Annotated in this window: 25 protein-coding genes and 1 pseudogene; 8 read left to right on the forward strand and 18 right to left on the reverse strand. The window is 71.6% G+C overall.

Annotated features, from left to right (window positions below; all coding sequences use genetic code 11):
- Positions 1 to 76: 76 nt before the first annotated feature.
- A complete protein-coding gene (locus ACIRF8_RS18540; RefSeq protein WP_404216127.1) occupies positions 77 to 1,045 on the forward strand; it encodes a carbohydrate ABC transporter permease in 969 nt (322 codons plus the stop codon).
- Positions 1,042 to 1,908, forward strand: a complete 867-nt coding sequence (locus ACIRF8_RS18545) for a carbohydrate ABC transporter permease (RefSeq protein WP_404216129.1) — start codon at positions 1,042 to 1,044, stop codon at positions 1,906 to 1,908. The genes ACIRF8_RS18540 and ACIRF8_RS18545 overlap by 4 nt, the downstream gene beginning before the upstream one ends.
- A 70-nt stretch (positions 1,909 to 1,978) precedes the next feature.
- Here the strand turns inward: ACIRF8_RS18545 and ACIRF8_RS18550 are convergent, their stop codons facing one another.
- The 14 genes and pseudogenes from ACIRF8_RS18550 to ACIRF8_RS18615 all read right to left on the reverse strand — a co-directional run bounded on the left by ACIRF8_RS18550 (position 1,979) and on the right by ACIRF8_RS18615 (position 16,255).
- Entirely contained in the window at positions 1,979 to 2,734 is a 756-nt protein-coding gene (locus ACIRF8_RS18550) for a penicillin acylase family protein (RefSeq protein ID WP_404216131.1), read from the reverse strand.
- Between the two features lie 46 nt (positions 2,735 to 2,780).
- Positions 2,781 to 4,214, reverse strand: a pseudogene (locus ACIRF8_RS18555) (penicillin acylase family protein); the annotation flags it as partial.
- Positions 4,215 to 4,334: 120 nt separating this feature from the next.
- On the reverse strand, positions 4,335 to 6,416 hold the full coding sequence (locus ACIRF8_RS18560; protein WP_404216133.1) for an MMPL family transporter: 2,082 nt from the start codon (positions 6,414 to 6,416) through the stop codon (positions 4,335 to 4,337).
- Positions 6,417 to 6,528: 112 nt separating this feature from the next.
- Entirely contained in the window at positions 6,529 to 7,014 is a 486-nt protein-coding gene (locus tag ACIRF8_RS18565) for a MarR family winged helix-turn-helix transcriptional regulator (protein ID WP_404216135.1), read from the reverse strand.
- Positions 7,015 to 7,023: 9 nt separating this feature from the next.
- Positions 7,024 to 7,401 (reverse strand): STAS domain-containing protein, encoded by a 378-nt coding sequence (locus tag ACIRF8_RS18570; protein ID WP_404216137.1) that lies wholly within the window; start codon positions 7,399 to 7,401, stop codon positions 7,024 to 7,026.
- A complete protein-coding gene (locus ACIRF8_RS18575; RefSeq protein WP_404216139.1) occupies positions 7,398 to 8,507 on the reverse strand; it encodes a B12-binding domain-containing protein in 1,110 nt (369 codons plus the stop codon). Before ACIRF8_RS18575 ends, ACIRF8_RS18570 begins: the two co-directional genes overlap by 4 nt.
- Positions 8,504 to 10,138 carry a PP2C family protein-serine/threonine phosphatase gene (locus ACIRF8_RS18580; protein ID WP_404216141.1) on the reverse strand — a complete coding sequence of 545 codons (1,635 nt, stop codon included), beginning with the start codon at positions 10,136 to 10,138 and terminating at the stop codon, positions 8,504 to 8,506. Before ACIRF8_RS18580 ends, ACIRF8_RS18575 begins: the two co-directional genes overlap by 4 nt.
- Positions 10,139 to 10,318: 180 nt before the next feature.
- A complete protein-coding gene (locus ACIRF8_RS18585; protein ID WP_404216143.1) occupies positions 10,319 to 11,500 on the reverse strand; it encodes a PP2C family protein-serine/threonine phosphatase in 1,182 nt (393 codons plus the stop codon).
- Between the two features lie 174 nt (positions 11,501 to 11,674).
- Positions 11,675 to 12,181, reverse strand: coding sequence for a MarR family winged helix-turn-helix transcriptional regulator (locus ACIRF8_RS18590; protein ID WP_404216145.1), 507 nt, complete (start codon positions 12,179 to 12,181; stop codon positions 11,675 to 11,677).
- 103 nt (positions 12,182 to 12,284) lie between these two features.
- Entirely contained in the window at positions 12,285 to 13,178 is an 894-nt protein-coding gene (locus ACIRF8_RS18595) for an SDR family oxidoreductase (protein WP_404216147.1), read from the reverse strand.
- 49 nt (positions 13,179 to 13,227) lie between these two features.
- Positions 13,228 to 14,850, reverse strand: coding sequence for a phytoene desaturase family protein (locus ACIRF8_RS18600; protein WP_404216149.1), 1,623 nt, complete (start codon positions 14,848 to 14,850; stop codon positions 13,228 to 13,230).
- Positions 14,843 to 15,346 carry an SRPBCC family protein gene (locus ACIRF8_RS18605; RefSeq protein ID WP_404216151.1) on the reverse strand — a complete coding sequence of 168 codons (504 nt, stop codon included), beginning with the start codon at positions 15,344 to 15,346 and terminating at the stop codon, positions 14,843 to 14,845. Before ACIRF8_RS18605 ends, ACIRF8_RS18600 begins: the two co-directional genes overlap by 8 nt.
- A 177-nt stretch (positions 15,347 to 15,523) precedes the next feature.
- Positions 15,524 to 15,790, reverse strand: coding sequence for a DUF4235 domain-containing protein (locus ACIRF8_RS18610; protein WP_404216153.1), 267 nt, complete (start codon positions 15,788 to 15,790; stop codon positions 15,524 to 15,526).
- 144 nt (positions 15,791 to 15,934) lie between these two features.
- On the reverse strand, positions 15,935 to 16,255 hold the full coding sequence (locus ACIRF8_RS18615) for a PRC-barrel domain containing protein (protein WP_404216155.1): 321 nt from the start codon (positions 16,253 to 16,255) through the stop codon (positions 15,935 to 15,937).
- Between the two features lie 263 nt (positions 16,256 to 16,518).
- Here ACIRF8_RS18615 and ACIRF8_RS18620 point away from each other — a divergent pair, with 263 nt between their 5' ends.
- Complete coding sequence (locus ACIRF8_RS18620; protein WP_404216157.1) at positions 16,519 to 16,722, forward strand: hypothetical protein; 204 nt, start codon at positions 16,519 to 16,521, stop codon at positions 16,720 to 16,722.
- Between the two features lie 32 nt (positions 16,723 to 16,754).
- Here the strand turns inward: ACIRF8_RS18620 and ACIRF8_RS18625 are convergent, their stop codons facing one another.
- Positions 16,755 to 17,720 carry an alpha/beta hydrolase gene (locus ACIRF8_RS18625; protein ID WP_404216159.1) on the reverse strand — a complete coding sequence of 322 codons (966 nt, stop codon included), beginning with the start codon at positions 17,718 to 17,720 and terminating at the stop codon, positions 16,755 to 16,757.
- 168 nt (positions 17,721 to 17,888) lie between these two features.
- Between ACIRF8_RS18625 and ACIRF8_RS18630 the strand changes: the two genes are divergently transcribed.
- Together ACIRF8_RS18630 and ACIRF8_RS18635 are read left to right on the forward strand one after the other, a co-directional pair.
- Positions 17,889 to 18,335 (forward strand): MarR family winged helix-turn-helix transcriptional regulator, encoded by a 447-nt coding sequence (locus tag ACIRF8_RS18630; protein ID WP_404216161.1) that lies wholly within the window; start codon positions 17,889 to 17,891, stop codon positions 18,333 to 18,335.
- A 157-nt stretch (positions 18,336 to 18,492) separates the two neighbouring features.
- Positions 18,493 to 19,314 carry a hypothetical protein gene (locus ACIRF8_RS18635; protein ID WP_404216163.1) on the forward strand — a complete coding sequence of 274 codons (822 nt, stop codon included), beginning with the start codon at positions 18,493 to 18,495 and terminating at the stop codon, positions 19,312 to 19,314.
- 29 nt (positions 19,315 to 19,343) lie between these two features.
- Here ACIRF8_RS18635 and ACIRF8_RS18640 read toward each other — a convergent pair whose 3' ends face one another.
- On the reverse strand, positions 19,344 to 19,685 hold the full coding sequence (locus ACIRF8_RS18640) for a GNAT family N-acetyltransferase (RefSeq protein WP_404216165.1): 342 nt from the start codon (positions 19,683 to 19,685) through the stop codon (positions 19,344 to 19,346).
- 198 nt (positions 19,686 to 19,883) lie between these two features.
- Here ACIRF8_RS18640 and ACIRF8_RS18645 point away from each other — a divergent pair, with 198 nt between their 5' ends.
- On the forward strand, positions 19,884 to 21,482 hold the full coding sequence (locus ACIRF8_RS18645) for an APC family permease (protein WP_404216167.1): 1,599 nt from the start codon (positions 19,884 to 19,886) through the stop codon (positions 21,480 to 21,482).
- A 90-nt stretch (positions 21,483 to 21,572) separates the two neighbouring features.
- On the opposite strand, the gene ACIRF8_RS18650 is transcribed toward ACIRF8_RS18645, so the two are convergent.
- A complete protein-coding gene (locus tag ACIRF8_RS18650) occupies positions 21,573 to 22,016 on the reverse strand; it encodes a subtilase-type protease inhibitor (RefSeq protein WP_404216169.1) in 444 nt (147 codons plus the stop codon).
- A gap of 366 nt (positions 22,017 to 22,382) precedes the next feature.
- Between ACIRF8_RS18650 and ACIRF8_RS18655 the strand changes: the two genes are divergently transcribed.
- A complete protein-coding gene (locus ACIRF8_RS18655; RefSeq protein WP_404216171.1) occupies positions 22,383 to 23,261 on the forward strand; it encodes an SDR family NAD(P)-dependent oxidoreductase in 879 nt (292 codons plus the stop codon).
- 34 nt (positions 23,262 to 23,295) lie between these two features.
- Here the strand turns inward: ACIRF8_RS18655 and ACIRF8_RS18660 are convergent, their stop codons facing one another.
- Positions 23,296 to 23,958, reverse strand: a complete 663-nt coding sequence (locus ACIRF8_RS18660; RefSeq protein WP_404216173.1) for a TetR/AcrR family transcriptional regulator — start codon at positions 23,956 to 23,958, stop codon at positions 23,296 to 23,298.
- 146 nt (positions 23,959 to 24,104) lie between these two features.
- Between ACIRF8_RS18660 and ACIRF8_RS18665 the strand changes: the two genes are divergently transcribed.
- A complete protein-coding gene (locus ACIRF8_RS18665; RefSeq protein WP_404216175.1) occupies positions 24,105 to 25,583 on the forward strand; it encodes a DHA2 family efflux MFS transporter permease subunit in 1,479 nt (492 codons plus the stop codon).
- Positions 25,584 to 25,602 lie beyond the last annotated feature (19 nt).

Below are 25,602 nucleotides of genomic sequence, written 5' to 3' on the forward strand. Positions count from 1 at the left end.
GGGCCCGCGCCACCGGCCGGGGCCGGGCCCCCCGTCTGCCGGCCGCTCGTCGCGGACCATGAAAGGGCCGTCCCGCATGACTGACACCACCTCGAAAGCACCCCCGGCGCCGGACCCGCGCGCCGTGCCCGTCCGGCGCCCCGCCCGCCGCGGCGCCCCCGCGGCGCGGTCCTGGCGGAACCATCTCCTCCGCAAGATCACCCCGTGGCTGTTCCTGCTGGCGCCCCTCGCGTTGCTGATCACGTTCACGTACGTCCCCGTGGGCAACATGATCTATTACAGCTTCACCGACTGGGACGGTGTGAGCCCCGACCGGAACATCACCGGTCTCGACAACTACACCCAGCTCTTCACCCGCCCCGAGCTGTTCCGGGTCTTCTTCGTCAGCTTCTACTACCTGGCGGCGTCGGCCGTGCAGATCGTGATCGCGCTGTACTTCGCGACGGTCCTCAGCTTCGACCTGCGCTTCCGCAATCTCTTCAAGGGGATCCTCTTCTTCCCCTATCTGATCAACGGCGTCGCGATCGGGTTCGTCTTCCTCTACTTCTTCCAGGACGGCGGCACGCTCGACTCGATCCTCTCCTGGTTCGGCGCCGACGGCGACCACGCCTGGCTCGGTGACCCGGACTCGGCCAACACCTCGCTCGCCGGGGTCTCCGTGTGGCGGTTCACCGGACTGAACTTCGTCCTCTTCCTGGGGGCGATCCAGTCGATCCCGGGCGAGTTGTACGAGGCCGCGCAGCTCGACGGCGCGAGCCGCTGGCAGCAGTTCCGGCACATCATCGCGCCGGGCATCCGGCCCGTGCTCAGCCTCAGCGTCATCCTGGCGATCTCCGGCTCGCTGGCCGTCTTCGAGATCCCGTACATCATGACCGGCGGCGCGACCGGCACCTCGACCTTCGTGATCCAGACGGTCAAGCTCGCCTTCCAGTTCAACAAGACGGGCCTGGCCTCGGCCTGTGCCGTGGTGCTGCTCCTGATCATCCTGCTCGTCACCTGGATCCAGCGGCGGCTCGTGCCCGACGACAAGGTGGACCTCGTATGACCACGCTCACCACTGACGACCGGCCCGCGGCGCGCGGCCGGCTGCGCATCGGCACGGCGCTGACCTACCTCTCGCTGATCGTCGCCTCGCTCGTGGTCCTCGTACCACTCGTCGTCGTCTTCCTCACCTCGCTCAAGTCGTCGCGCGAAGTGGGCGACGGCAGCGGGGCGTTGAGCCTCCCGGACGACTGGTTCAACCTGTCCAACTACGCCACCGCCTTCGACGACGGCCATATGCTCCGGGCCTTCGGGAACACGGCGTTCATCCTGCTGTTCTCCATCACGGGGACCGTGCTCATCGGCTCCATGACGGCCTACGCGATCGACCGCTTCGAGTTCCGGTTCAAGAAGACCGTCATGGCGCTGTTCCTGATCGCGACGCTCGTGCCCGGGGTGACGACGCAGGTGGCGACCTTCCAGGTGGTCAACAGCTTCGGCCTGGTGGACTCCCGCTGGGCGCCGGTCCTGCTGTACATGGGCACCGACATCGTGTCGATCTACATCTTCCTCCAGTTCATCCGCGGCATCCCGGTCTCCCTGGACGAGGCGGCCCGGCTGGACGGGGCGAACACCTTCACCATCTACCGGAAGATCATTTTCCCGCTGCTCAAACCGGCGATCGCCACCGTCGTCATCGTCAAGGGCATCACGACGTACAACGACTTCTACATCCCGTTCCTCTACATGCCCTCCGAGGACAAGGGCACGATCTCCACCGCCCTGTTCCGCTTCAAGGGCCCGTTCGGGGCGCACTGGGAGTCGATCTCGGCCGGGGCGATCCTGGTGATCGTGCCGACCCTGCTCGTCTTCCTCTTCCTCCAGCGCTACATCTACAACGGCTTCGCGCAGGGAGCCACCAAGTAGCTCCGCGCCCCGGCGGAGAGTGCGGCGCCCGGACCCTGACCGGGCGCCGCACGGCGGTCGGGCGCCGGGGTCAGTCGCCCGGGTGGTACCTGCGCTCGATGTGGCCCTTGAGGTCGTCCGGGGAGAAGTAGACCGGCCGCAGCCTGCCCGTGGCGTAGCGCGCGGCCTGGTCGTCGAAGTGCGGGGAGTCGGGGTGGCCGCTGGCGCCGCCCGCCGTCACCGCCCAGGCCCGCGGCCGCGGCCCGAACTCGACCACCGCCACGAAGCTGTTGCCGCTCGTGCCGTAGTACCGCTTCGTCCCCGGGTACGCCTTCGCCCCGAACGAGGCGAGGGAGCCCCAGCGCGAGGAGGTGAAGGGCACGGGGATGCTCGGCTCGGCGTCGCTGAACCGCTGGACGACGGCGCCGTCGTTGCGCTGGTAGCGGTTGATGTCGCCCCAGGGCACCCGCCAGTCCCCGAAGTCCCGCGTCAGGCGCCGGATCGCCGTGTCGAGCGCGGTGAGCCGCTGGGCGTCACTCGCGCGGTCGTCGATGTAGTCCCACACCGATGTCCCGGCCTCGGCCGCCGCCCCGGACGTGAGCGCCCATATGTCCTCGCCCCAGAACACGGCCACCGATGTCGCGGTCGACTCCGCGGCCCATCGGTGGTTCCAGCCACGCAGCAGTGCGACCGGTCCGGCCAGCCTCGCCTTCTGCCCGTCGCCCGCCGGGAGTCGGTCCCATGCCGCGACGAGCCCCGGCAGCAGCCGTGCGAAGGCGCTCAGGTACGGGTCGAACGCGGCCTCGATCAGGGTGCGCGGCGTGAAGTCGTCCCGCGCGGACAGCACCCGTACCGCCTGCGGCCCGCGCGGGTTCTCGCCGACCTTGTCGAAGTAGCGCGGATAGTCGGCCGCGTCGGGGCTGTCGGGGGCCCGCGGCGGTCCAGGGCCAGTTGTTCGTGTTGAACGCCCAGCCGTTCCTCGGGTTCACGACGTGCGGCATGCTGTCCAGACTGTGCAGGCCGTGCCAGTCGGTCGCCGGGTCGCTGCCGTCGAGGGGGCGCAGGTGGTCGAAGCGGTCCTCCCGCACCGGCATGAACTGCGGCATCAGGAAGGCTATGTCGCCCCGGGAGTCGGCGAAGAGCGTGTTGTTGGAACTGTTCGCCTTCAGGCCCGCCACCCGCAGGTATTCCCCGTAGGTGCTCGTCGTGGTCCGCAGGAAGCTCTGCTTGAGCGCCTCGACGGGCCTGTTCATGAGCGCGCAGGTGATCCAGGCGCCGTCCGCCTCCCGCACGACGGGGCCGTGGTGGGTGGCGTACGTGGTGAAGGTGCGCCGTTCCTGTCGGCCGTCCTCGGTGCGGTAGGTCAGGGTGATCCTCTTGGTCGTGACGGGGCGCAGTTCGCCGCCGTAGCGGTAGTGGCGGGAGCCGTCGGGCTTCGTCAGAATCGTCTCGGCGAACTCGTCGATGTTGTCGACACCGCTCGTCGTGTGCATCCAGCCGGTGTGCGCGTTGAAGCCCTGGTAGACGAAGAACTGCCCCCAGGTCGCGGCGCCGTAGACGTCGAGACCCTCACGGCTTGTCACATGTTGTTCGGAGCGGAAGAAGAAGCTGGTGTGCGGGTTGATGAGGAGCAGGGCGTGGCCGTCGCGGGTGCGGCTCGGCGCGACGGCGAAGCCGTTCGAGCCCGTCGGTTCCCGTGCGACGAGGCCGCGCTCCTCGTCGGTCATCGGCACGTCGCGGCCGGTGTAGAACGCTTCGAGCCGGCTGAGCAGCACCGATTCGATGTCGCCGCCGATGCTGCCCTCCGAGAAGCTCAGCGGCATCCACGGCTCGAACCGGTCGAGCACGCGCGGGCGTACCTCGGGGTGTGTCGCCAGGTAGTGGTTGAGCCCGTCCGCCCAGGCGCGCATCAGGTCGCGGAGCCACCCGGGGCACTTCGCGTAGTCCTTCTTCAGCGCCGCCGGGTCGAGGAACAGTCGCTGGCGCAGGTCCTGCCAGAGGGCGCTCTGCCCCTCGGCCTCGGCCAGGCGGCCCAGAGAGACGAGGTAGTTGCGCTCGATCCGGTCGAAGTCGTCCTCGGCCTGCGCGTACATCATCCCGAACACCGCGTCGGCGTCGGTCTCCCCCACGATGTGCGGGATGCCCCAGTCGTCGCGGGTGATCGTGACGCGTTCGGCATGTGAGCGTCGGCGGGCTCGTTCGGACCGTTTCCGTTCCGGTGCCGCGGCGGCGGTCCCCGGTGGCGCCACCGCGGTGGCCGCGGCCACCGCGGCTGCCGTGCCCAGCACCCGCCGTCGGCTGACTGCCGTCCTACGCGCCTGGCTCATGGGCCGCTCCGTCTCACAGACGTCCGATGGGACTCCCCCGACGGACAGTCCTATCCACGCCTTGCGCCCCTGACAAGACCGCGATCAAGCAAGGGGCGGCGCGTGAGCGGGAGGGGTTCGTCAGTCCGTGCGGCGGCTCAGTCGGCCGGGCCACCATGCCTTCGGTCCGATGTCCCGGACGAGCGCGGGGACCAGGAGCGAGCGCACGACCAGCGTGTCGAGCAGGACGCCGAACGCCACGATGAACGCGATCTGTACGAGGAACGCGAGCGGGATGACACCCAGGGCGGCGAACGTCGCGGCCAGCACGACACCGGCCGACGTGATCACCCCGCCCGTGGCGACGAGGGCCTTGAGGATGCCGTCGCGGACCCCGTGTTCCAGTGATTCCTCCCGGGCCCGGGACATCAGGAAGATGTTGTAGTCCACGCCGAGCGCGACGAGGAACACGAACCCGTACAGCGGCACCGACGCGTCGGTGCCGCCGAAGCCGAGGACGTGCTGGAAGACGAGGGAGGAAATGCCCAGCGTGGCAAGGAAGTTGAGGGCGACGGTCGCGACCAGGAGCAACGGCATGAGCACGGAGCGGAGCAGTCCGACGAGGATGACCAGGATGATGAGCAGGACGACGGGGACGATCAGCGCGCGGTCGCGTTCCGCGGTGTGCTGGGTGTCGTACTGCTGCGCCGTGTAGCCGCCGACCAGAGCGTCGGCCCCGTCCACGCCGTGCAGGGCGGAGCGCAGCCGGGAGATGGTCGCCTTCGCCGCGTCGCTGTCGGCGGGGTCCTTCAGCGTGACGTCGATCCGGACCTTGCCGTCCACGACGCGGGCGGGGCCGCCGGGCCGTCCCTGGGCGCCGAGGGCCGCCGCGTCGGCCACGCCCCCGGTCGCCTCGGCCCGCGCGGTGACCTCCCGGGCGTGGCCCGCCTCGGCGATCACCACGGCCGGGTTGCCCGAGCCGCCGGGGAAGTGCGCGGCCAGCGTCTGCTGCGCGGAGACCGACGGAGCGTCGTTGACGAAGATCTCGTCGAGCGGTACGCCCTTGGAGTCCAGTCCGGGGGCGAAGGCCGCGCAGACGAGCAGCCCGCCGAGGGCCACCGCCCAGATCGTGCGCGGCGCCTTCCGCACGGCGTGTGCGACGCGGGCCCACACGCCGTGGCCGCCGCCCGCCGCGTCGGCCGGGCGCGGACGCGCGGGCCAGTACGCGGCGTTGCCCAGCAGCACCAGTACGGCGGGCAGGAAGGTGAGGGTGCTCAGGACGGCGCAGACGATGCCGATGGCGCCGACCGGGCCGAGGGCGCGGTTGTTGGTGAGGTCGCTGAGCAGGAGGGCGAGCAGGCCGAGGGCGACGGTCGCGGCGCTGGCGACGATCGCTCCGGTCGACCGGCGCAGCGCGGCCCGCATCGCGGCGAACCGGTCGTCGCGCCCGGCGAGTTCCTCGCGGTAGCGGGCGGTCAGCAGCAGGGCGTAGTCGGTGGCCGCGCCGATCACGAGGATGGAGAGGATGCCCTGCACCTGTCCGTCGACGCGGACGACGTCGTGGTCGGCGAGGACGTAGACGACGGCGCAGGCGACGCCGAGGGCGAACACCGCTCCGAGGATGATCACGAAGGGCAGCAGGACGCTGCGGTAGACCAGCAGCAGAATCACCAGGACCGTGACGAGGGCGACCAGGAGCAGCAGTCCGTCGATGCCCGCGAAGGCGCCTGAGAGGTCGGCCTGGCTCGCCGCCGGTCCCGCGACGGCGACCGTGGTGCCCTTGGTCTGTGCCGCCGCCCGCTCGATCCGGTCGAGGGTGGGCGAGAGGTCGTCGCCGAGGTCGGGTCGGAGCTGCACGATGCCCTGAAGCGCCTTGCCGTCCTTGGAGGGCACGGCGGGAGACGTCTTGCCGACGACCCCGGGTGTCCCGCGCAGCCCGGCCAGCGCCCGGGTGGCCTGCTCGCGCTGGTCCGCGCCGACGCGGCCGTCGTCGTCGGCGGTCCATACGACGATCGCCGGGAGGGTCTCGTCCTCCTGGAAGGCGCGTTGCGCGTCGATCACGCGGGTCGACTCGGCGTTGCGCGGCAGGAACGCCGCCTGGTCGTTGGTCGCGACCTCGCCGAGCCGCCCGGCGTAGGGCCCCAGCGTGGCGCCGACGGCGAGCCAGACGATCAGCAGGACGAGGGGCACGAGCCAGCGTGTACCTCGCGTGGTGCGGGACATGGGTCTCCCAGGGCAGGCGGCATGGACAAACAAACTCAATCCAAAAGTATCTTAATGATTGAGTTAAATGGAGCCGCCTCTCCGTTCCTTCCGGTCGCCGCGTCCGCTCCGGCTACCGGGCCGGCGGCCCGTTCGTCTCGCCGAGTTCCTCGTTCAGGTCACCCAGAAACCTGAGCACGACGGCCAGTTCGGGCGCGTCGTAACGGCCGCGGACCCGGTCGGCGGCCTCCGCGAGAGGCCCGAAGTACCGTCTGGCCTGCGCACGCGCGCCCGGCACGTAGTGCAGGTGAACGACTCTTCTGTCCGTGCTCTCGCGGACGCGGTTGATGTGGCCCGCCCGCTCCAGCCGGTCCACACACGCGCTCACGGCGCCCGAGGTGAGACCCAGGCGGCGGCGGAGCGCGCTCGGAGTGAGCGGCACCTCGGAATCCAGGATGGCGGCGAGCGCCTGCACGTCGGTGGGGTGCAGGTCCTGCCCGGCGGCGAAGCCGTGGACCAGGCGGTTCAGTTCGCCGTTGAGGCGGCGTAGCTGTACGGCGAGTGCCTGCAGATCGGGGTGGGGATCCGCGGTCGTCCTGTCTGGTTCACGACTGTCCACCCGGACACCCTATCGACGCTCCTGCGGCTGCCCCGGATCACCGTCACCGGTCTCCGACTCCACGCTGACGAGGTAGTCGAAGGTGCCGGTGATGGTGAGCAGCCGGTCGAGGCGCGGGGGGCGTTCGATGATGTGCAGGGTTCCCCCGGCGCCGTCGAGTCTGCGGCGCAGCCCGAGGAGGACGGCCAGGCCCATGGAGTCGACGCCGCTCAGGCCGGAACAGTCCAGACGCACGACGCGGGCGGCGGGGTGGTCGGCCAGCGCCCGGTCGGTGCGCTCGGTGAACAGCCCGCTGGTGTCGTAGTCGAGGGGCCCCTCGACGTGCAGCGTGAGCGCGCCGTCGTCGGCGGCGGAGACGGTGAGGTCCAAAGCGGCGTAGGTGCTCATACGGGCCGTCCGGGTCCGGGAACGGTCAGGGTCGTGCGGGCCGCGGTCAGGATGGCCTCGGCGCGCGGGAAATCGGTCAACTGGCGCAAAAGCGAGTCGAGTGCGGGCAGCAGGGCCGCCGGAGGCACGCCCCGGGCGCCGAGGATGCCGGCGGTCCAGGTGACGAATGTGGTGAACAAGTCGGCGTCGTCGACGTAGAGCGCGGTGCCCAGGTAGGTGACGATGTGGTCGATGTCCTCGGCGGTGCGCTCCCGTTGGGAGGAGCTGTAGCGGCGCATCGGCGCGAAGGCTTCCTCCACGTCGGCGAGCGTCTGTTTGACCAGGCGCCGCTTCGTCTTTCCGACAAGGGTGTACTCCTGGTCGGAGAGGTGCGGCAGGTCGAGGTCCGGCAGGCGGGCCGCTTCGACGGTGGGCCGCTCGAGGCCCTGGACGAGCAGGGTGTGGGCGCCGACGGCGTCCGGGGCCCAGGCCGCCCGCATCCGACGGGCGTAGCGGCCGTCGGGGCCGAACGCGGCGCCGCCCGCCATGACGGGCGTACCGGTGGTCCGGCAGGCGCTGATCGCCGTGTGGGCGGCGGGCAGCCGGGCCGGGATCGAGGACGACAGCAGTACGGCGTCGCAGGCGCGCCGGTGGAGATGGGCTATGAGGTGCTCGGTGGGGACCTGGGCGCCCAGGTGATCGACGGTCCAGCCCCGCAGGCGCAGGACTTCGGTCACCAGGCGGGCGGGCAGGGCGTGCCATTCGCCGTCCACGCACGCCACGGTCACCCGGCCGAGCCGCTGTCCGGGCAGCGCGGACGCGGCCGTGTCGGCGACGGCGGAGACACAGCGCTCGTTGGTCGCGGTCGCCGCGTGCTCCTGCGCGACCGAGATCCTGTCGGCCGCCCATTCGGTGCCGACACGTTCCTGCACGGGGGCGATCAGGTCGAGCAGCACCCGTTCGGCGGCGATCGGGACCTGAACGGACGCGTCCGCGCGTACGGCGTCGCGGACCAGCGCGACCGCGCCCGCCCCGTCGCAGTCGATCAAGGCTCGCCACAGCAGCTCGCGCAGTTCGCCGTAGGCCGGCGCCGCCGGGGTGCCCAGGGCCGTCTCTCCTGTCGTCATGCTGTGAACCTGCCCCGAGTATGTCCGTCCACCGCGGTGAGGTGGTTGTTGCGCGGTGCGGTGATGGCCAGCAGGGCCATGTCGTCGTGCGGACCGCCGTCGATCCACTGCGAGGCGACCATCTGTACGTACTCGGTGACCGCCTCGGCCGGCAGACCGGCACACCTGGCCAGGGTCTCCCGCAGCCGCTGCTCACCGAACATGGTGTCGCCGAGCGGTCCGCCGTGCGCCTCGGTGATGCCGTCGGAGTAGAGGAGGCACGTCTCCCCCGGCTCCAGCTCCACGCTCGCGGTGGTGACCTTGAGCATGTTCGTGGGCAGGGCGCCGATGAGCATGCCGTGGGTGTCCGCCTCCTCGACCCGCCCGTCGTTGCGCACGATGAGCGGCGTGGGGTGCCCCGCGCTCGACACCCGCAGCCGCACCCGGCTGCCCGCGCGCCGTACGGAGGCCAGGGCGAGGGTGGCGAACCGGGTGTGGTGCGAGGTGAGCAGCGCGTTGTTCAGCAGCGTCAGCACCCGGTGGTGATCGGCGGCGAACGGGAGCAGCGCCTCCAGCGTGTTGCGGATCTTTCCCGTGAGCACGGCGGCCTCCAGTCCCTTGCCGCACACGTCACCCAGGACCGCGAAGGTCTCCGCCTCGTCGCTGTCGGCCGGGTAGACGTCGTAGAAGTCACCGCCGACCCGTTCGCTGGCGGCGGCCGCGCGGTAGCGGCCGGAGAAGTCGATGCCGCGTACGCCTTGCAGCACCGGCGGCAGCAGCTCCCGCATCAGCACCTCGGTGATGTGGGTCTGTTCCGCGTATATCCGGGCCGCCGACAGGGCCGCGCCGGCGCGGGCGGCGAAGAGCCGGGCGAAGGCCTCCTCGCCGTCGGTGAACGCCGCTTCCCGGCTGCGGCGCATCAGCACGATGGCCCCGGCGGGCAGGCCGTGTCCCGGCAGGGGGACCACCACGACCGAGCCGATCCGGCCGCCTTCGGCCGTGAGACCGGGCGGGATCGCCCACTGCGGCACCTGGTCGGGGTCGATCCAGCGCGAGGGGACCGGCGGGAAGCCGAGCAACGCCTCGGACAGGCCCGGCAGTTCACCGGGATCGAGTGCCATCTGCTCCTGGGTCAGGGAACCGTCGGCGGTGCAGCGGGTGACGGGGTACGTGCGCCCGGAGCGGACGCCGACGATGAGCGCCGCGTCCGCGAGATGCTTTGCGGCCATGCGGGCGGTCACTTCCATGCACCGCTCCGCGTTCAGCGAGGCCAGCAGCTCGCTGGAGACCTCCTGGAGCACCCGTGAACGGATCCGCTCACTTTCGAGCTGGTCACGGGCGCATCGCAGGTCGCCGTCGTCGACCAGCCACCAGGACACCGCGCCGTCGGCCCCGCGGCTGGGGAAGGCGTCCACCGTCCGCTCGTTCACCCGGCCGCGGGCCGCGGGCAGCAGCCCCGGCCCCTCGGTCCTGAGCACCCGGGCGTGCGCCTCGGCCAGCCAGCCGGGAGCCGTCTCCGACAGCAGCGCGCCGGACCTGAGCCCTCGGAGGAGTTCCTCCGCTTCGTCGTTGCAGGACAGGACACGGCCGGCCTTGTCCACCGTGACCGTCGGGTACGAGTCACGCGGGACGGCGGCGGTGTCCACCTCCACGTGTCGGGACCTCAGGACGTCGACCGGCTTTCGGAAAGACCGGCCCGCCGAGGTTCCGGAACGGTATGACGCATAACAGTTTCCATAGGGCAACAGTTGCACGCCCGGGGGTGCCCCGGCAACCATGACCGTTCCTCCGCGCGACCGGCCGACAGACCCGGGTACCGCGAAGCGCGGACCTCATGCCTCGCTTTTGCGACCGAACCAGTCCAGGCACACCACGAGCGCGTCGTCGTCGGCGACGGCGTTCAGGTGCGCGGCCAGTTCCCGCAGGATCGCCCGGGGCACCGCCGACGCGGGCAGGAGGCTCGCGGCCTGGATCGCGCGCGCGAGCATGCGCTCGCCGTACTCCTCACCCGTCTCGGAGAGGGCGGCGTAGACACCGTCGCTGACGAACAGCAGTCGGTCACCCGGTCGCACATCGAACTCCTGCGCGACGTAATCGGTCTCCTCGAACATGCCGAGCGGCAGTTGGGCCTCGAAGGGGACGTGGTCCACGGTCCTGTCGCGCTGCCGCCAGAGCTGCGGCGAACCGGCGTCCACCACCTCCACCCGCCCCGTCCCCAGCTCGAAGGAGAGCAGCAGCGTCGAGACGTACTCCTCACCACGGTGCTGCGCGTAGAGCGCCTGGTCGGCGAGGGCCGCCTGGTCGGCGATGCCGAGGCCGGCCCTGCGGGCGTTGCGCAGCGCGTTGACGGCGAGGTTGGTCAGGAGTGCGGCCCCGATCCCCTCCCCCATGCCGTTCGTGATCGTCAGGGTGAGGGTGTCGTCGGTCACGGCCCAGTCGAAGTTGTCGCCATGGATGGCGTACGCGGGTTCGAGCTGGGCGCCGATCGCGTATTCGGTACGGGTGGAGGAGCGCCCCGGCAGCAATTGCCACTGCATCTCGGCGGCCAGGGTGAGACGACTGGCCCGGCGCGCCTGGAGATAGACGTCGGTGTCCCGGTCGGCGACGACGATCTCACGGCCCAGGATCTCCGCGAGGGCGCTCAACTCCTCGACCTCCTCGCGCGTGCATCTTCGTTCCGGTACGCGCACCACGAGAATGCCGAGTCTGTCGCCGCGGACGGTCACCGGCAGGAAGACGTCCACCGCTCCCCCGCCGCTCACGGCGTGCCGGTAGGGGTCCTGACTGTCGAAGGCGCGACCGGCCGGGCTGTCGTGGACGGGCAGCGGCTCGGCGGTGTGGGGCAGATCCGTCACCGGTTGAAGGACGGTGAGAGCGTAGTCGGCCAGCAGCAGGTCGACGCTCAGGGCGTCGTAGTGCTCCTTCAGTGCGGCGCGCGCCGCCTCCAGCAGCCCGAAGGGCTCAGCGGTGCGGACAGCACGCTCCACGGCCAGAAAGTTCTTCACAGCAGCCATCTCCAACACATCGGGCCGCCTGCCGAGGGGGAGACGAGAACGGGCGTCCTGCGCCACCGCATCACGCACCGCGCCTACGAGCCGGGCGGGAACGCACAGCACGAAAAAAGTTGCCATGCGGCAACTGTTGTAGAAGTGTATCCCGCGCGTGACCGCTCAGCGGCGTCGCGCCGGTCAGGCGATGGCCTCCGAGGAGCCGTCCTCCTCGCCGTCGGCGCCGCCCGGCGCGATGTGCGCCGCGGCAGCGTCCTGGAACCGCTCCAGACCTTCGGCGAGCGTGCGCAGATGGGCGGGTGACATGCTCCGCAGAACCGCCTCGATCTCCCGGGCCCGGGATGCGCGGAAATCGTCGAGGACCGCCGAGCCACGACGGCTCAGCCGCAGATCGACCTCCCGGCGACTGGTGGGGCTCGCCATCCGCTCCACCAGGCCGGCCGCCTCCAGCCGGTCGCACAGGCGGCTCACGGAGGACGGGCGCGAGCCGAGCGCCTCACCGAGAGTCCTCTGGTTGACCCGCTGCTGATCCTCGATCACCGTCAGCGCCCGGAACTGCGAGAGCGGCAGCGGCCCCGCGGGCGCGGCCTCCTGGCCACGGCCCCACAGGACCTCCAGCAGCTCCGACACGTGGCAGGCGACGTGGGCCACTTGGTCAGCACTGCGGAAGGGCAGACTCCGGGACATCCCAGCACCCTCCCGTTCCGAAAGTGAGGTCGACAGAGCACGAGCCTACCGCCGTCGCCGGGTCCGGGTCAGCCGATGCGGCGTTGTCCCGCCGGCCCCACACCTACCGGCCCTCGCGTTCCGAGACGTCCGCGAGGGAGTGGTCGGCGAGACCACCCTCCCCCAGCGGGCCCGACTGCCGCGATGGCGCCCCCGCCGCCCGACGCGCGTAGTGGGCCCGGGCACGGCTCGTGATGACGGGCGCCAGCAGCCCCCGCCCCGCCTGTGCCCAGCGCACCCAGGCCGGTACGTAGACGGCGGTACGGCGGTGCTCCACGGCCCGGGCGAGGCGGGCGGCGACCGGGCCCACCGGCATGACGCGGCGGGCCGGGGGCGGCAGCATGGCGCGCAGGTCCCGCAGCGCCGGATGGTCGTCCGCGTCGTGGATCATGTCGGTGTCGACCCAGTTGAGGTAGGCGACGCCGACCGCCACGCCGTCCTGGGCGGTCTCGGCGCGCAGCGCGTGGGCGAACGCCTCCGCCCCCGCTTTGGAGGCGCAGTACGCGCTCATCATCGGTACGGCTCCGACGGCCGCCAGAGAGGCGATCTGCAAGTAGTAGCCCCGGGTGTGGGTCAGGTCCTCCAGGAAGGTCCGCGCGGTGAACGCGCTGCCCGTGAGGTTGACGTCGATGACGCGCTGCCACGACCGCGGGTCGGCCGTGCGCAGGGGGCCCGCCTCCGCGATGCCCGCGTTGGCGACGACGACGGACGGCCGTCCGAGGCGGGTGCGCACGGTGTGGGCCGCCGCCCGGAGCGCCTCGGCGTCACTCACGTCCGTCGCGAGGGCGATGGCCGGGGTGGGCAGGGACGCCGCCACGCTTTCGAGGCCCGCCTTCTCGTGGCCCAGCAGGGCGATCCGCGCACCGCGCCCGGCCAGTTCCCCTGCCAGGGCCGCCCCCAGGCCCCGCGCCGCTCCGGTCACCACGACCGTACGGCCGCTCAGAGGACTGTCGTGCATGCCTGTTCGCCCTTCGTCGGCGCCTCGGACGGCCCGGGGACCGGTGTCGTCACGGATTCTTGCGGCCGGTGCGGTCGCGACGGGCCAGCATGCGCTGCGCCGCGGCCAGCGGGGCCGGCGCCCGGCGGCGCAGGGCGGCGCGTGCCGCGTTGGCTCCGGGGGCGCCGTGCACGCCGCCGCCGGGGTGGGCGGCCGCGGAGGCGAGGAACAGGCCGGGGACGGGGGTCTCGGCGCGGCCGGTGCCCGGCGTGGGCCGGAAGATCAGTTGCTGATGCATGGAGGCGGTGCCGCCGTTGATGGCACCGCCGTGCAGGTTGCGGTCGAGCGTCTGCAGGGTGGTCGGGGCCAGGACGCGGCGGGCGCGGATCAGGGAGCGGAAGCCGGGGGCGAAGCGCTCCACCTGCTGTTCGACGCGGTCCGCCATGGCTTCTTGTTCCCGCTGGTCCCAGGCGCCGGTGAGGTTGTCGTCGCCCGCGTCGCCCCGGATGCGCTGCGGCACGTGCGTGTAGGCCCAGGCCGACTCGGTGCCGACGGGTGAGCGGGAGGCGTCGGAGGTGGTCATCTGCCCGAACAGCAGGAAGGGCCGGTCGGGTACCTGGCCCATGGCGTTCTGCGCGGCGAACCGGGTGAGTTCGTCGACCCCGTCGGCGAGGTGGACGGTGCCCGCGTGCGCGGCCTCCTCCGCCCGCCAGGGCACGCGCCCGTCGAGCGCCCAGTCCACCTTGAAGGTGCTGAAGTCCCACTGGAAGCGGCGCAGGTCGTCCATGACCTGGGCGGGCAGGTGCTCGGGGGCGACGAGACCTCCGTACAGCGCGGGTGCGGAGACGTCCGCGAGGACGGCGCGTGCCGCCGGTACGGTCTCGCCGTCGGCGGTGCGTACGGCGACGGCCCGTCCGCCGCGTACGACGACCTCGTCCACCCGGCGACCGCACTGGACGTTCGCCCCGCGCGTCTCGAGCCGCGCGACCAGGGCCCGGACGAGTTCACCGGCCCCGCCGACGGGCACGGGGAAACCGTAGGTCTGCCCGAGCATCGACATCAGCCAGCCGAACCCGCCGCTGCCCGCCGCCTCGGGGGCGAGGTCGGCGTGGAGCGCGTTGCCCGCGATCAGGAGCCGGCCGCCCTCGCCGACGAACTCCTCCTCACCCAGGCGGCGGGCCGGGAGCACGAGGGAGCGGGCCAGGCGCAGTCCGCCGCCGGTCCGCAGCCGGTAGGCGAGGCGGGCGCCGGAGCGGATGGGCGGGAACGGGGTGAACAGCGCCTCCAGGATGTCGGGGCGCACGTCCTCCCACACGTCGTGCAGGCGGCGCCAGGCGTCGCCGTCCCCGGCCGCGAAGCGGTCGAGCGAACCGGCCGTGACGTCGACCCTCCGGTTCAGGACGGCGCAGCGGCCGTCGGTGAGGGGGTGGGCCAGCACGCTGGGCGCGTGGCTCCACCGGAGGCCGTGTTCGTGCAGCCGCAGTTGGCGCAGGACGGGCGAGGCCGCGGCGAGCGGGTAGAAGGAGCTGAAGAGGTCGTTGACGAAGTCGGGGTCGACCTCGCGGTCGTGGCGCACCGCGCCGCCGGGTTCCGGCTGTTCCTCCAGCACGGTCACGCTCCAGCCCGCGTCGGCCAGCAGGTTGGCCGCCACCAGGCCGTTGGGACCGGCGCCGATGACTACGGCGTCAGGCATGGGCCTCTCCGCTCCCGCCGAAGCGTGCGCCCGTCCTCGGGTGCCCCGAGTGGTCCGGGTCGGCCTGTTCGGCCGCGCATACCCGGGCGAGGCGGGCGAGCATCGGGCGGTGCCGCAGTTGGATCACGGCCTCCACGCCGAAGTTGTGCAGGGCTCCGGCCGCGCCGTGCAGCGGATGCTCGTCGACCGTCACGAGGGTGTTCTCGCCCCACGGCCGTAGCTGCAAGGAGATCCGCGCGGTGCCCAGGGGCCCGGCCTTCGCCTCCAGTTCCAGCAGGGTGCCCTCTTCGCGGTGGCGGACGACCGTCTCGTTGGTGAGCGTCAGCGGGCCGAGCCGCACCTCGTACTCGAGGGCGGCTCCGACCTCGGGCCACTGCCCGCGCACCGGATGGGACGAGGAGGTGCCCACCACCCAGTCCGCGTACCGGCTGCCGTCCGCGAGGACGGCCCACACCGCCGCGGGACTCGCCTCGACCACTCGATGACGCCGCGCCATTGCTTCCTCCCGCGTTGGTGTGGACGGTCTGCTTCCGCCGTCGTTCCCCCGCCGAGTGCCCCGACTCCCCGCGCCTCAACATCATGATCCGGCGGGCGGCGCCCTGGTCACATCCCAGTAAGGCACGACCTGATCACGGCCGCACATCGCCGCGGGCGTGGGGGCGAGGGCCGGTTCTCAGTCGGGCCATACGCCGGTGAGCCGCTTGGTGGTGCGTGCGCCGCCCCGCTCGACGGCGGCCCGTACCACGGCGAAGATGGCGCCTTGCAGTGCGGCGGCCAGCAGGATCTCGCGCCAGTGGCGCTGCTCGTCGGTGGCGTCGGGGGCGTCCTCCTCGTGCCCGAGCCGCTTCCAGACCTGATCGAAGACGGTGCCCGCCACCGCGCCCGCCGCCATGCCGAGGCCGATGCCGAACGGCTTGTAGGCGATCTTGACCATATTCATGCTGCCTCCGTTTCCCTGACGCTCATACTGCGGCCGGACGACGCGGGCGGCACCTCCGCCGGGCCGTCCGGCCCGCCCCCACCGCGTGCCCAGGCCCGGGTGGTTGACACCGGGTCCGGGGGCGAGCTGCGGGTCGTACGCAGGTCAGTGCGCGAGTTCCTCGCGGTAGTGGTCGTCGATCCGCGCGCGGTATCCGGGGTCGGTGACCCGCATGTCTCTGTCGAAGCGCGGGGCGTCCTTGATGCGGTCCCGGTCGCGGGCGACGTGGACGGTCCGGTTCGCCGCGTCGACGCGTGCGATGACCCAGCGAGGGAGCACCACCTTCTTGCTGAGCAGCGGCCCGCCCGTGTCGACGACGAGGTGGTGCGGGCCCACCTCCTCGGAGTGCGCGTCGACGGTGCCGGCCGAGCCGTCGCTCGCCTCGACCGCGTAGCCGACGAGCTCCAGGGGCGCGGGGTCGTTCATCGGTCTGATCCTCTCCACCGCGGGCGGTGCCGCGGTCGTGTGCCGGAAGCGTCTTGGATCGGCTCCGTGTGCACTCCCCCATGTCCGCGTCGGCCGCGCCGAAACGTCGCTCGGGGGGTGACAACGGCGCGCCGCCGTACGCGAGTTGGCGCAGGAATGGATATGTCGTGAACGGGTACGTTGCACCATCTTCACATCGCCGTATCGATGAGGACGGGTACCTGGGGCAGTCGGACAGGGACGCTGCGGGGAGGACGCCGCCGATGCTGACTGTCGCTCTACTCCTGCTGCCCGCCATGGGGCTGCTCCTGATCTGCATGGACCGTATCGAGGACAGACTGACCGGCACCGCGCGACCGTCCGCCGGCCGACACCGCGTCCGCCACCTGCGCCTGGTCCACGGACACGGCGGGACGCACCGCAGGCGAACGCCGGTCTCGGGCCGCCGACACGGCGAGGCGGCCTGAGACCAGCCGGAGTCGGCCGCGAGCGGCGGGGGTTACTCGGTACCGAGCGCCGTACGCAGGGTGGCGACGGCCTGGCGGATGGCGGCTTCGGCGGCGTGCGTCCCGCGCAGGGCGTTGAGCATCACGAAGTCGTGGATGACGCCCTGGTAGCGCACGGCGGTGACGGCTACACCGGCCTGGCGGAGCTTGTTCGCGTACGCCTCGCCCTCGTCGCGCAGCACGTCGGCCTCGCCGGTGACGACGAGCGCCGGGGGCAGGTCCCGCAGTTGTTCGACGGTGGCGCGCAGGGGTGATGCGGTGATCTCGGCACGCTGCTTCTCGTCGGTCGTGTACTGGTCCCAGAACCACTGCATGCCGTCGCGGCGCAGGAAGTAGCCCTCGGCGAACTGGTGGTAGGACGGGGTGTCGAAGGCCGCGTCGGTGACGGGGTAGAACAGCACCTGCTGCACCAGGGGGACATCGCCGCGCTCCTTGGCCATCAGGGTCAGCGCGGCGGACATGTTGCCACCGACCGAGTCACCGGCCACCGCGATCCGCGTGGCGTCCAGGCCGTTGTCCGCGCCCTCCCGGACGACCCACTGCGCCACGGTGTAGATCTGCTCGATGGCGACCGGGTAGCGGGCCTCGGGCGAGAGGTCGTACTCGGGGAAGACGACGGCCGCCCGCGCCCCGACGGCCAGTTCGCGCACCAGGCGGTCGTGCGTGTGCGCGTTGCCGAACACCCAGCCCGCGCCGTGCACGTAGACGATCACCGGCAGGGTCGCGTCGGCGTCCACGGGGCGGACGAGGCGCACCCGGACCGAGCCGGTGGGGCCGCCCTGCACGGTGATCCACTCCTCGGCGATCTCCGGCTTGTCGATCTCGCCGGACTGCACCTCGTCGACGGCCTTGCGGCCCTCGACGGGGCCGAGATCGAAGAGGTAGGGCGGGTTGGCCGTGGCCTCGACGAAGGCGGCGGCGGCCGGTTCCAGTACGGGGGGTGTGACGGACTCGGACATGGGGCGCTCCTCATGGTCAGGTCGGCGACCGGGCTGACCGGCCGTCGGGGACGACATGAAAGGTACCTCGCGATTAAGTCGCGCACAACTTAATAGAGCCGTATACAATCGTGGACGCATGAACTGTTAGAATGGAGCCGCCACCGCCTCGACGTTAGGACCGCAGCCGTGGACCACGCCGCAGATCAGGGCTCCCTGCTCCTCCAGGACCAGTTGTGCTTCGCCCTGTACGCTGCCTCGCGGTCGGTCACCGCGCGGTACCGCCCACTGCTCGACGAGCTGGAGCTGACCTATCCGCAGTACCTGGTCATGCTCGTACTGTGGGACCAACGGTCGGCCTCCGTGCGGGAGTTGGGCGCCGCACTGCAACTCGAGTCCAGCACACTCTCGCCGCTGCTCAAGCGCCTGGAGGCGGGCGGTCTGATCCACCGTCAGCGGCGCGCGGACGACGAACGCTCCGTGACCGTCAGCCTCAGCGAAGCCGGTGCGCGGCTCCAGGAGAAGGCCCGCGCCGTCCCCCTGGCCATCGGCGGGGCCATGGGGCTGACGCCCGAGCAGGACGCCACCGCGAAACACCTGCTCCGACTGCTCACCGCGAACGTCACCCGCACCTGACGCCACCCGCGTCCCGCGCCCACCCGACGCCCCACGCGGGCGCGTACTTTCGGGGCGAAGTCCACTGCGCGCCCCTGGTGTGCGTCGATATGATGCGTACGGTCGCACATCCCCTCCGGTGAGGTTTTTGTGCGGGCAGGACCGACGGGGGTGTGCTGTGCAGTCACCGGCCGATCCCTGGCTCGCGCTGACGGACACCGACGGCGGCACCGTCGGCTGGCAGTTCCGGCAGCCCGGCCTCGCCCCGCGGGCCGTCCCGTTCGGCCTGGTCGCGGTGGTGGCCACGGTCAGTGTGCTGGTGCCCGACGGCGGCGTGGAGTCCTGGCCGATGTACCTGTCGAGCGTCGCACTGCTGTGCGCGTGCGCAGGAGCCTTTCTTCTGCCGTGGTGGCGGATGCCCGCGTGGACCCCGCTCCTGGTGCCGCTGCTCTACGCCGGGTCCGTGCTGGAGCTGATCCTGGCCTCGGGCGTGGCCTCCGGTGTGGGCCTCGTGCTGCTGGTGCCGCTGATCTGGTCGGTGCTGTTCCACCGGCCGTGGGAGTCGGCGTGCGTGGTGGTGACGGTGGTGGCCGTCCAGACGGCGTCGTCGGCCGTCCAGGGGGCGCCGGGCGGTGTGATCGGCAGGCGCGTGGTGCTGTGGAGCGCCCTCAGCGTGCTGATCGCGGTGGCCGCGCACGGGCTGCGGGCCCGGGTGCGGGGCTCGTCGGCCGCCAACGCGGCGCTCCAGGCGGAGGTGCGCGAACTCTCCCTGGCCCGGGAGCGGGACCGGATCGCCGCCGATCTCCGGGAGAGCGTGGTACGCAGGATCTTCGACGCCGGGCTGAATCTGCACAGCACGGCCGCGATGATCGGCGAAGGCCCCGCGCACACCAGGCTGATGCGGGGCGTCGCCGAACTCGACGGGGTGATCCAGGCGCTGCGGGAGAGCGTCTTCGACCTCGGCGACGGTGCCGAGCGCTCCGATCCCGAGGAGCACTGACACCGGCCCACGGGTGCGAGGACAGGCTCTCAGTGCTTGAGCTGCCCCTCCAGCCACTCCAGGACCTCGGGGGTCACGGGGTCGGTGATGTCGGCGTACTCCTCGTGCTTCTTCAGGAACTTCGCCACGTAGGGGCAGACCGGCACGATCCGTCGGCCCGTGCGGCGCACGTCGTCCAAAGCCTCCCGCACGAGGATCGAGGCAAGGCCCTGTCCGGCGTAGGCGTCGTCGATCTCGGTGTGGAAGAAGACGCGCCGGTCGTCCCGGTCGCGGTACGCGGTGAAGCCCGCGGTGGCGCCGCCGACCTGGATCGCGTAGCGGTGCCGGGCGTCGAGGTGTTCGACGGTGGGCGGGGCGGCGGGCTGGGTCATGGCGGGCCTCTCGGAGCCGGGGGCGCTTCGCGCGCGGGGTGACGGGAGCGTGCGAGACAGAGCGTACTTCGCCGCATTACGCAGGTCAGAGGCGCGGTCCGGCACCGAACGGGCCGGGACGCCCGTGTTTCGGCATACCTGAGGTGTCCCGTGGCACGCTGACCCTTCGGGTCCGTGATCGTCGAGGAGGTTTGCCACGTGGCGCAGCAACAACCGGCGGAGACCGCCGGCGCCCCGGATGTCCGTGTCGAGGAGAACCGGCTGCGCAAGGACCTCGGGTTCTGGGGTCTGACCGCGATCGGCTTCTCCAACATCCTCGGCTCGGGCTGGCTGTTCGCCGCCCTGTACGCCGCTCAGACCGCGGGCCCCGCCGCTCTCCTGTCCTGGATCGCGGCCGGTCTGCTCTGCGCGCTGGTGGCCCTGGTCATGGTCGAACTCGGCGCCACCAGGCCCGAGGGCGGCGGCACGGTGCGCTGGCCGCTGTACGCCAACGGACGGCTGGTCGGCACGCTCGTCGGCTGGTCCGTCCTCCTCTCCGTGGGCGGCACCGCGGCCGAGATCAGCGCGATCATGCAGTACGCGGCCCACTACGTGCCCGGCCTGTACGACGGCGGCAGCCTCACCGCGTCGGGCCTGGGCGTCGCCGCCGCGCTGAGCGTGCTGCTCACCGTGCTGAACTGGTTCGCGGTGCGGCTGTTCGCGCGCGTCAACAACCTGGTGTCGGTCTTCAAGGTCGTCGTCCCCGTGCTGACGGTCGTCGCCCTGTTCCTGTCCGGCACCCACGCGGGCCGCCTCACGGACCACGGCGGCTTCGCCCCGTACGGGTACGCCGCCTGCCTCACGGCGCTGGCGGGCGGCGGCATCGTGTACTCCGTGAACGGGTTCCAGGCCCCTCTGGACTTCTCCGGCGAGGCCCGCAATCCGCGCCGCAACGTACCCGCCGCCGTCCTCACCGGCATCGGCCTCGCGGTCCTCGTCTACCTCGGGCTGCAACTCGCCTTCCTCTACACCGTGCCCGACTCCCTGCTCGCGCACGGCTGGCAGGGCGTCAACTTCGACTCGCCCTTCGGCCAGCTCGCCCTCGTCCTCAACCTGCACTGGCTGGCCACCCTGCTCTACGCCGACGCGGTGGTCTCCCCCGGCGGCTCCGCCTACGTGGGGGTCGCGATCGACGCCCGCCACACCTACGCCCTGGCGAAGAACGGCCTGCTGCCCCGCTTCTTCATGCGCATCGACCCCCGCTCCGGGATCGCCCGCCGCGCCCTGGTGCTCAACCTCGCGGTCATCATCGTGTTCATGCTGCCGTTCGGCGGCTGGCAGGACATCGTGAGCGTGATGGGCGACATGTATCTGCTCATCTACGCGGCCTCGGCGGTGGCCGTCGCGTCCTTCCGGGCACATGACCGCGAGCGTGGCCTGCCGCTCGCGGAGGGACACATGCCGGGGGTGCGCTGGATCGCGCCGGTCAGCTTCGCCGTGGCGAGCGAGTTCGTCTACTGGTCGGGCTGGGACGATCTGCGGCTCGCCCTGCCGCTCGTCCTTGTCGGCGTCCCGCTGTTCCTGCTGCAACGACGCGGCACGACAGGCGTCTCCCCCTCCGACGAACTGCGCCAGGGCGCCTGGCTCGTGTTCCATCTGGCCGCGCTGACGCTGTTGTCGTGGCTCGGCACGTTCGGCGGCTCCGGGCGTCTGCCGGCACCGTACGACTCGCTCGTGGTCGGCGTCGTGGCGTTCGCGGTCTTCGGATGGGCGGTCCGCTCGGGCGTCGCCCACCTGCGCACGAACCCGGCGCACTGAGAGAGCCCGGCCCCGGCGGGGTCGCCGACGGGACCGGGCGAGGTGGGCGCGGCCGTGTGTGGGGCCGCGCCCACCGTGGGTCGGGGGCGGTCAGAACTCGAAGACGGCCCCGGATCCCGCGTTCTTCACGCACTCGTTGGCGAACGTGCGCTCATAGGTGACGCGTTCGCCTCGCCAGACGCCCTGAGCGGTGACGGTGACAGGGTCGTACTTGTGCGTACAGACAGTTCCCTCGGTGTCCTCCGCGATCGTCACCTGGTCGAAGTCGCCGCCCGCCGCGGCGAGTTCGGCGCAGGCGCGGGCGGCGTCCGGGTGGGTTCCCGACGGCCTGGGGGCGCAGGTCAGGGTGACAGCGCGGTCGGGGGCCGCGCTCGCCGCCGAGTCGCCGTGAGCGACCGTCAGGACGAGGGCGGACGGGGCGTACAGGGAGGCCGTGGACGGGACGGTGGCCGGGAGCGCGGTACCGCTGAGCGGTCCGAACAGGGCGATGGCCGCCAGGGGGACCGCTGTGGCCAGGCGCGCGGTGATCGGCATGGTGTGCATCCTTCCGCTTCGGTGGGAGTGCCGGGTTCGGCAGGCGCGAGTCTGCTGAGTCGACCCCGGAAACACCCAATCCGGGCCACGCGTTTCGGTAACTTTGAGTGCTGAATCAGTGGCGAGAAGTAGCGGAAGCGGAGGGCGGGGAGTGCGTGACCAGGCGGCGCCCGGGGTCCGTTCGGCGCCGTCTGGCCGATTGACCCCGGTTCGGCAAACGGCCGGAAAGCGCCTTCGTGATCACCGCTCACCGCGGCGGTGATGCGCCCGCGTGAACGGCGTATGACGCGGGGCACGAACGCCGTTCCCGGTCCGGCACCTCCGGTTACCTTCACCCCAGTTGACGTCCGTCGCCCAGGGAGAGCCATGAGTCAGCCGACCTACGCCGCGCAGCAGACGGCCGCACGGGGGCCCGGGATCCTCGTCGTCACCGGTGGTACGGACGGGATCGGGCGGGCTCTCGCCGAGCGGCGGCTCGGGCTCGGCGACACCGTCGTCATCATCGGGCGGGCGCGGGAGAAGGGGGAGGCGTTCCTCGCCCACGCCCGCGAGATCGGCGCCGCGGACCGTGCGCGATTACTCCGCGCCGACCTCGGGCTCGTCGCGGAGAACCGGCGGGTGCTCGACGAACTGCGCGGCGCCTTCCCCGTCATCGACACGCTCGTGTTCTGCGCCCGCCACTACCGTTCCGACCGGGCGGAGACGGCGGAGGGCGTCGAGGAGACATTCGCGCACTTCTACCTGAGCCGGTATCTGCTCGGCCACGGGCTGGCCGACGCGCTGGGCAGGTCGGCGCACCCCGTCGTCGTCAATGTGGCCGGGCCGGGCGCCGGTCTGGACGTGATCCGCTGGGACGACCTGGAGTTCCGGGACGGGTATCACGGCGGCGCGGCGCTGGGGCAGGCGGGCAAGCTCAACGATCTGCTCGGGGTGGTGTCCGCCGAGCGGTACGCCGACGCCGGGCTGCGCTACGTGCTCGTACACCCGGGCGCGACCGTGACCAGCCTCTCCGGCCAGTACGACGAGGCGACGCGTCGGCACATCGAGGAGATGCAGCGCACCGCGAAGCCGCTCGCGCAGGCCCTGGAGCCGATCGCCGCGGTCGTCGACCGTCCGCCGCGGCAGCCGCTCAGCGCGTTCGTCGAGGGGCGTGAACTCGACGTGCGTACGGGGGACTTCGACGCGGCGGCGGCGCGGCGCCTGGACGAGGTGACGGAGGTGGTCCTCAAGAAGGTGCCGGCGTGAGGACCTGCCCGGGGTCGCTGTCGCGGCGGGCCGGTCAGCCCGCCGCGGGGGCTTCGGTCCCGTAGGCGTGCAGGAACGTGTCGACCGCGGCGTCGGCCAGTTCCCGTAGTTCCGTGGGGCCGATCCTGCGGGTGCCGAGCCGCGAGCGGACCTCCAGCGGGCCGGTGATCAGGGCGAGAAGCTGCTCTGCCGCGAGCGCGGGATCGCAGGGCCGCAGTCGGCCCGAGACGGTGAGCCGGGCGAGACGGTCCGCGAGGGCCTCGCTGATCCGCACCGAGGTACAGCCCTGGACGATCTCGATGAGGTCCGGGAACCGGGCGACCTGGGCATAGGTCAGCCAGCGCAGCGAGCGGGAGCGCTTGTCGCAACAGGAGCGGGCCAGGCGCAGCGCGACCTCGCGCAGCGCCGCGGGCAGATCCTCGCCCGGTGAGCGCAGCCGGTCGAGCACCTCGATGTTCTTCCCCATGACGGCCTCCGCCTGCGCCGTGAGGCTGGCACGGAACAGCGTCTCCTTGTCCGTGAAGTGGTTGTAGACCGTCGGCTTGGCGACGCCGGCCTGCTCCGCGATCTCCTGCACCAGGGCCTGTGCGTAGCCGTGCGCGGCGAAGACGTCGAACGCCGCACCGAGGATCGCGTTCCGCTTGTCGATGCGCCCGCGCGGGGGCGTCTTCGCTGCTGGTGCCGGTGCTGATGCCATGCCCCCAGGGTAACCGCCGCCCTCTCCGGGTGAACCGGGGGATTCAGCTTTTCTGACCCGTCTGTTGCGTTACTCATGGGGTTGCTAGATTGAACTTGCTGGTTCAATTCGAAGTCGCTAACGTCAGTGGACACCGGGAGAGGACCATGACCAACCCATCGGAAGACAAGCTGGATTCGGCCTTACGCCGGACGATCGGTGTGATCCTCGTCGGCGGGATCATGGGCATCCTCGACAGCTCCATGACCGCTGTCGCGGTGGACACTCTGTCCACCGAGTTCGACGCCTCGATCAGTGCGACCGGCTGGGTCTCCACCGGCTATCTGCTGGCCCTGACCGTCACGATCCCCGTCACCGCCTGGGCCGTCGACAAGGTCGGCGGCAAGAAGCTGTGGCTGTCCGGCCTGGTGCTGTTCATGGTCGGCTCCGTCGCCTCAGGACTCGCCTGGGACATCGGCAGCCTCATCGCCTTCCGTGTCCTCCAGGGCTTCGGCGCCGGGCTCCTCGATCCGCTGATGCTCACGCTGCTGGCACGCGCCGCGGGACCGGCCCGGATCGGCCGGGTGATGGGCGTCATGGGCATCGTCAGCTCCACCGGGCCGGTGCTCGGCCCGATCATCGGCGGCGTCATCCTCCAGGGCCTCGACTGGCGCTGGATGTTCTTCGTGAACGTGCCGATCGTGGTCGTCGCGTTCGTCCTCGCCCGCCGCACCCTGCCCGCCGACTCCCCCGGCGCTCAGGCGACGGTCGGCAAACTCGACGTGGTCGGTGTGGCGCTCATCGGCCCGGGCGTCGCCGTCGGGGTGCTCGCGCTGTCGGAGGTCGCGCTGCGCGGCACCTTCACCACCTGGCAGGTACTGCTTCCGCTGGCCGCCTCCGTGGTCCTGCTCGCCGGTTACGCGGTGCACGCGCTGCGCGGGCGCGAGACGCCGCCGCTGATCGACCTGCGGCTGTTCCGGCGCGGCAGCTTCACCGCCAGCGTCGTCGCCGCGGCCATCCTCGGCATCGCCACGTTCGCGAGCATCTTCGTGATCCCGCTCTACTACCAGCAGGTGCGCGGCACCGGCGTGTTCGAGGCCGGGCTCAGGCTCGCCCCGTTCGGCGTCGGATCCGCGCTTGTCATGCCGCTCGCGGGCCGGCTGTCCGACCGCTGGGGTTCGCGCAACCTCGCGCTGACGGGTGCCGTGATCGCGCTCCTCAGCTCCCTGGCGTTCTCCCGGTTCGATGCCGGGACCGGTCAGTTCTGGCCGCTGCTCGCCGCGTTCACGCTCGGCATCGGCACGGGATCGGCCGGGGCGCCCGTCATCGGCTCCGTGTACCGGACGCTGCCGCCCGCACTGGTCCCGCAGGGCAGTTCCGTGCTCTACATGCTCAACCAGCTCGGCGCCTCGCTGGGCATCGCCCTGGTGGCCCTGCTCATGCAGAACGCCGGCCCCGACCATCCCGTCGACGGGTTCCAGGACGCGTACGTGGTCGTCGTCGCGGCGCTGGTCGTCATGATCGTCGCGACCTTCTTCATTCCGGGGAAGGCCGCTCCCCCGCCCGCGACACCGACCGCCGGACCGGACGACGCCGAGGCTCCCCCGGCCACCGCCCAGGTCGGCGGCGAACAACCCGCCAGGTGACCGGCGGCGTGCCAGGACA

This window comes from Streptomyces sp. NPDC102406 (assembly GCF_044765725.1).
GTDB lineage: Bacteria > Actinomycetota > Actinomycetes > Streptomycetales > Streptomycetaceae > Streptomyces.

Coding starts and splice junctions, on each gene's coding strand:
- ACIRF8_RS18540 (WP_404216127.1), top strand. CDS start 77: ATGACTGACACCACCTCGAAAGCACCCCCGGCGCCGGACCCGCGCGCC.
- ACIRF8_RS18545 (WP_404216129.1), top strand. CDS start 1,042: ATGACCACGCTCACCACTGACGACCGGCCCGCGGCGCGCGGCCGGCTG.
- ACIRF8_RS18560 (WP_404216133.1), bottom strand. CDS start 6,416: ATGTCCCGCACCACGCGAGGTACACGCTGGCTCGTGCCCCTCGTCCTG.
- ACIRF8_RS18570 (WP_404216137.1), bottom strand. CDS start 7,401: ATGAGCACCTACGCCGCTTTGGACCTCACCGTCTCCGCCGCCGACGAC.
- ACIRF8_RS18575 (WP_404216139.1), bottom strand. CDS start 8,507: ATGACGACAGGAGAGACGGCCCTGGGCACCCCGGCGGCGCCGGCCTAC.
- ACIRF8_RS18585 (WP_404216143.1), bottom strand. CDS start 11,500: ATGGCTGCTGTGAAGAACTTTCTGGCCGTGGAGCGTGCTGTCCGCACC.
- ACIRF8_RS18590 (WP_404216145.1), bottom strand. CDS start 12,181: ATGTCCCGGAGTCTGCCCTTCCGCAGTGCTGACCAAGTGGCCCACGTC.
- ACIRF8_RS18595 (WP_404216147.1), bottom strand. CDS start 13,178: ATGCACGACAGTCCTCTGAGCGGCCGTACGGTCGTGGTGACCGGAGCG.
- ACIRF8_RS18600 (WP_404216149.1), bottom strand. CDS start 14,850: ATGCCTGACGCCGTAGTCATCGGCGCCGGTCCCAACGGCCTGGTGGCG.
- ACIRF8_RS18605 (WP_404216151.1), bottom strand. CDS start 15,346: ATGGCGCGGCGTCATCGAGTGGTCGAGGCGAGTCCCGCGGCGGTGTGG.
- ACIRF8_RS18610 (WP_404216153.1), bottom strand. CDS start 15,790: ATGAATATGGTCAAGATCGCCTACAAGCCGTTCGGCATCGGCCTCGGC.
- ACIRF8_RS18615 (WP_404216155.1), bottom strand. CDS start 16,255: ATGAACGACCCCGCGCCCCTGGAGCTCGTCGGCTACGCGGTCGAGGCG.
- ACIRF8_RS18620 (WP_404216157.1), top strand. CDS start 16,519: ATGCTGACTGTCGCTCTACTCCTGCTGCCCGCCATGGGGCTGCTCCTG.
- ACIRF8_RS18625 (WP_404216159.1), bottom strand. CDS start 17,720: ATGTCCGAGTCCGTCACACCCCCCGTACTGGAACCGGCCGCCGCCGCC.
- ACIRF8_RS18640 (WP_404216165.1), bottom strand. CDS start 19,685: ATGACCCAGCCCGCCGCCCCGCCCACCGTCGAACACCTCGACGCCCGG.
- ACIRF8_RS18650 (WP_404216169.1), bottom strand. CDS start 22,016: ATGCCGATCACCGCGCGCCTGGCCACAGCGGTCCCCCTGGCGGCCATC.
- ACIRF8_RS18655 (WP_404216171.1), top strand. CDS start 22,383: ATGAGTCAGCCGACCTACGCCGCGCAGCAGACGGCCGCACGGGGGCCC.
- ACIRF8_RS18660 (WP_404216173.1), bottom strand. CDS start 23,958: ATGGCATCAGCACCGGCACCAGCAGCGAAGACGCCCCCGCGCGGGCGC.
- ACIRF8_RS18665 (WP_404216175.1), top strand. CDS start 24,105: ATGACCAACCCATCGGAAGACAAGCTGGATTCGGCCTTACGCCGGACG.